The 4,996-nt window shown below is 47.6% G+C and carries 2 tRNA genes and 2 rRNA genes; all 4 read right to left on the bottom strand.

Features of this window, described 5'->3' with window-relative positions:
- Window positions 1–88 precede the first annotated feature (88 nt).
- Window positions 89–2,970, bottom strand: a 23S ribosomal RNA gene (locus BOW57_RS20470).
- Between the two features lie 125 nt (window positions 2,971–3,095).
- A tRNA-Ala gene (locus BOW57_RS20465) sits at window positions 3,096–3,169 on the bottom strand.
- A 92-nt stretch (window positions 3,170–3,261) separates the two neighbouring features.
- Window positions 3,262–3,335, bottom strand: a tRNA-Ile gene (locus BOW57_RS20460).
- A gap of 127 nt (window positions 3,336–3,462) precedes the next feature.
- Window positions 3,463–4,976 (bottom strand): 16S ribosomal RNA (locus tag BOW57_RS20455).
- Together the 16S and 23S rRNA genes with 2 tRNA genes alongside form the textbook arrangement of a ribosomal RNA operon.
- Window positions 4,977–4,996 lie beyond the last annotated feature (20 nt).

Raw genomic sequence — 4,996 nt, 5'->3', positions numbered from 1 at the left:
TATCTTAACATACTGAGATAAAGAAAAGTACTTTTATTTACTATTTTTAGAAAGTTTCTTCCTCCCGATTGCTCGGGAGGAAAAGGGTGTACATAAGCTTACGGATTATTAGTACTACTCGACTATGACATTACTGCCTTTACATCTATAGCCTATCAACGTGGTCATCTTCCACGATCCTTAAAAGAAATCTCATCTTGTGGTGGGTTTCGCGCTTATATGCTTTCAGCGCTTATCCCTTCCCAACGTAGCTACTCTGCGGTGCCCCTGGCGGGACAACAGATACACTAGAGGTTAGTCCAATTCGGTCCTCTCGTACTAGAATCAGATCCACTCAAATTTCTAACGCCCACAGTAGATAGAGACCGAACTGTCTCACGACGTTCTGAACCCAGCTCGCGTGCCACTTTAATGGGCGAACAGCCCAACCCTTGGGACCTTCTCCAGCCCCAGGATGTGACGAGCCGACATCGAGGTGCCAAACCCCCCCGTCGATATGAGCTCTTGGGGGAGATCAGCCTGTTATCCCCGGCGTACCTTTTATCCTTTGAGCGATGGCCCTTCCATGCGGAACCACCGGATCACTATGCTCTACTTTCGTACCTGATCGACCTGTATGTCTCTCAGTCAAGCTCCCTTATGCCATTGCACTCTACGCACGGTTACCAAGCGTACTGAGGGAACCTTTAGAAGCCTCCGTTACTCTTTTGGAGGCGACCACCCCAGTCAAACTACCCACCAAGCACTGTCCTCTTCATCGAAGAGTTAGGCCTCAGATAAACAAAGGGTTGTATTTCAACAATGACTCCACAACGCCTGGCGACGCCGCTTCATAGTCTCCAACCTATCCTACACATCATTTATCCAAGGTCAATACTAAGCTATAGTAAAGGTGCACAGGGTCTTTTCGTCCCACTGCGGGTAAACGGCATCTTCACCGTTACTACAATTTCACCGAGCTCATGGCTGAGACAGTGTCCAGATCGTTACACCATTCGTGCAGGTCGGAACTTACCCGACAAGGAATTTCGCTACCTTAGGACCGTTATAGTTACGGCCGCCGTTTACTGGGGCTTCAATTCAATGCTTCTCCGAAGATAACATCTCCTCTTAACCTTCCAGCACCGGGCAGGTGTCAGGCCCTATACTTCATCTTACGATTTTGCAGAGCCCTGTGTTTTTGATAAACAGTCGCCTGGACCTCTTCACTGCGGCCAGCATTGCTGCTGGCGACCTTTCTCCCGAAGTTACAGGTCTATTTTGCCTAATTCCTTAGCCATGAATCTCTCGAGCACCTTAGGATTCTCTCCTCAACTACCTGTGTCGGTTTACGGTACTGGTACTAATTACCTGAAGTTTAGAGGTTTTTCTTGGAAGCCCTTAGGCGCACTATCTCTTTGTCCGAAGACTCCGAGTACTATCGTATTTCACCAAAATCTACGGATTTGCCTATAGATCTTATAGCTAGGTACTTTAACGAACTATTCCGTCAGTTCGCGGCGCTTTCATCACTCCGTCACCCCATCACAGTAATTAGTAGTACGGGAATATTAACCCGTTAGCCATCGACTGTCCCTTTCGGGTTCGCCTTAGGACCAGACTAACCCACAGCTGATTAGCATAGCTGTGGAAACCTTAGTTTTTCGGTGTGCGGGTTTCTCGCCCGCATTATCGTTACTTATGCCTACATTTTCTTTTCTAACCAGTCCAGCATACCTGACGATACACCTTCAACCCTGTTAGAATGCTCCCCTACCACTTAGAGTAAACTCTAAATCCATAGCTTCGGTAATATGCTTATGCCCGATTATTATCCATGCTCGTCCGCTCGACTAGTGAGCTGTTACGCACTCTTTAAATGAATGGCTGCTTCCAAGCCAACATCCTAGCTGTCTGGGCAGACAAACCTCGTTCTTTCAACTTAGCATATATTTGGGGACCTTAGCTGATGGTCTGGGTTCTTTCCCTCTCGGACTTGGACCTTAGCACCCAAGCCCTCACTGCTGTGAAACATTATATAGCATTCGGAGTTTGTCAGGAATTGGTAGGCGGTGAAGCCCCCGCATCCAATCAGTAGCTCTACCTCTATATAACTATCATCAGCGCTGCACCTAAATGCATTTCGGGGAGTACGAGCTATTTCCGAGTTTGATTGGCCTTTCACCCCTACCCACAGGTCATCCGAAGACTTTTCAACGTCAACCGGTTCGGTCCTCCACTGTGTGTTACCACAGCTTCAACCTGCCCATGGGTAGATCACACGGTTTCGCGTCTAACACTACTGACTAAAGCGCCCTATTCAGACTCGCTTTCGCTACGGATCCGTGACTTAATCACTTAACCTTGCCAGCAACGTTAACTCGTAGGCTCATTATGCAAAAGGCACGCCGTCACCCCACGAAAGGGCTCCGACCGCTTGTAAGCGTATGGTTTCAGGATCTATTTCACTCCGTTATTCACGGTTCTTTTCACCTTTCCCTCACGGTACTGGTTCACTATCGGTCTCTCAGGAGTATTTAGCCTTAGCGGATGGTCCCGCCAAATTCAGACAGGGTTTCACGTGCCCCGCCCTACTCAGGATACCACTATCTATTATACTTGTTACCCATACGAGGCTATCACTCTCTATGGCGTCACTTTCCAGTAACTTCCGGTTCCTTGTACATAAAATATCGTGGTCCTACAACCCCAACATTGCCGTAACAACATTGGTTTGGGCTAATCCGCGTTCGCTCGCCACTACTTACGGAATCACTTTTGTTTTCTTCTCCTCCGCCTACTTAGATGTTTCAGTTCAGCGGGTTTGCCCACCTATCGGTGTACTATGTCTTCAACATAGTGGGTTGCCCCATTCGGATATCTGCGGATCAATCGGTGTGTGCCCGTCCCCGCAGCTTTTCGCAGCTTATCACGTCCTTCTTCGCCTCTGAGAGCCTAGGCATCCCCCATACGCCCTTATTTTGCTTATTGTACCAATCATAATATCAATTATGACCGTTTTTTTTGTTTTTTACAATAAATTGTAAAAAACGCTTTCTACTTTTTATTATTTTCTTATCTCAATATGTCAATGAACTTTTATCCTTTCGGATCAGTGGAGAATAACGGAGTCGAACCGTTGACCTCCTGCGTGCAAGGCAGGCGCTCTAGCCAGCTGAGCTAATCCCCCATTTTCTTAGTGATGAGTTATTAGTTATGAGTTATGAATTATTGCTCATAAGGTCTCAACCTCTAAAATTTCCTTGTAATTAAGTTAAATAGTAGTCCCGGGCAGACTCGAACTGCCGACCCCTACATTATCAGTGTAGTACTCTAACCAGCTGAGCTACGAGACTCTGTTTTACTTAATTTTTCATTATTTTTTAAATTAACAGCAAGAGTAATACAATCTCCAATTCAGAATCCTATAAATAATCATCTTGTTTCCTCAACGTGTGCAAGCACTAACATTTGAGGCTCTAGAAAGGAGGTGTTCCAGCCGCACCTTCCGGTACGGCTACCTTGTTACGACTTAGCCCTAGTTACCAGTTTTACCCTAGGCAGCTCCTTGCGGTCACCGACTTCAGGCACCCCCAGCTTCCATGGCTTGACGGGCGGTGTGTACAAGGCCCGGGAACGTATTCACCGGATCATGGCTGATATCCGATTACTAGCGATTCCAGCTTCACGGAGTCGAGTTGCAGACTCCGATCCGAACTGTGACCGGTTTTATAGATTCGCTCCTGGTCGCCCAGTGGCTGCTCTCTGTACCGGCCATTGTAGCACGTGTGTAGCCCAAGGCGTAAGGGCCGTGATGATTTGACGTCATCCCCACCTTCCTCACAGTTTGCACTGGCAGTCTTGTTAGAGTTCCCGACTTGACTCGCTGGCAACTAACAACAGGGGTTGCGCTCGTTATAGGACTTAACCTGACACCTCACGGCACGAGCTGACGACAACCATGCAGCACCTTGTAAATTGTCTTGCGAAAGATCTGTTTCCAAACCGGTCAATCTACATTTAAGCCTTGGTAAGGTTCCTCGCGTATCATCGAATTAAACCACATGCTCCACCGCTTGTGCGGGCCCCCGTCAATTCCTTTGAGTTTCATTCTTGCGAACGTACTCCCCAGGTGGGATACTTATCACTTTCGCTTAGCCACTGAACTTGCGCCCAACAGCTAGTATCCATCGTTTACGGCGTGGACTACCAGGGTATCTAATCCTGTTCGCTCCCCACGCTTTCGTCCATCAGCGTCAATCAATTAGTAGTAACCTGCCTTCGCAATTGGTATTCCATGTAATCTCTAAGCATTTCACCGCTACACTACATATTCTAGTTACTTCCTAATAATTCAAGTTCAGCAGTATCAATGGCCGTTCCACCGTTGAGCGATGGGCTTTCACCACTGACTTACTAAACCGCCTACGGACCCTTTAAACCCAATGATTCCGGATAACGCTTGGATCCTCCGTATTACCGCGGCTGCTGGCACGGAGTTAGCCGATCCTTATTCTTACGATACCGTCAAGCTGCTTCACGAAGCAGTGTTTCTTCTCGTACAAAAGCAGTTTACAATCCATAGGACCGTCATCCTGCACGCGGCATGGCTGGATCAGGCTTGCGCCCATTGTCCAATATTCCTCACTGCTGCCTCCCGTAGGAGTCTGGTCCGTGTCTCAGTACCAGTGTGGGGGATCTCCCTCTCAGGACCCCTACCCATCGTTGCCTTGGTAAGCCGTTACCTTACCAACTAGCTAATGGGACGCATGCTCATCTTTTACCGTTGTGACTTTAATTATTAAGTGATGCCACTCAATAATACTATGAGGTATTAATCCAAATTTCTCTGGGCTATCCCTCTGTAAAAGGTAGATTGCATACGCGTTACGCACCCGTGCGCCGGTCTCTATATCCGAAGACATATACCCCTCGACTTGCATGTGTTAAGCCTGCCGCTAGCGTTCATCCTGAGCCAGGATCAAACTCTTCATCGTATATTTTAATATTATATTGC

The organism is Flavobacterium sp. YO64 (genome assembly GCF_004119505.1).
In the GTDB taxonomy this organism is placed as follows: Bacteria; Bacteroidota; Bacteroidia; order Flavobacteriales; family Flavobacteriaceae; genus Flavobacterium; species Flavobacterium oncorhynchi.
This window is presented reverse-complemented; position numbering and strand designations above follow the sequence as displayed.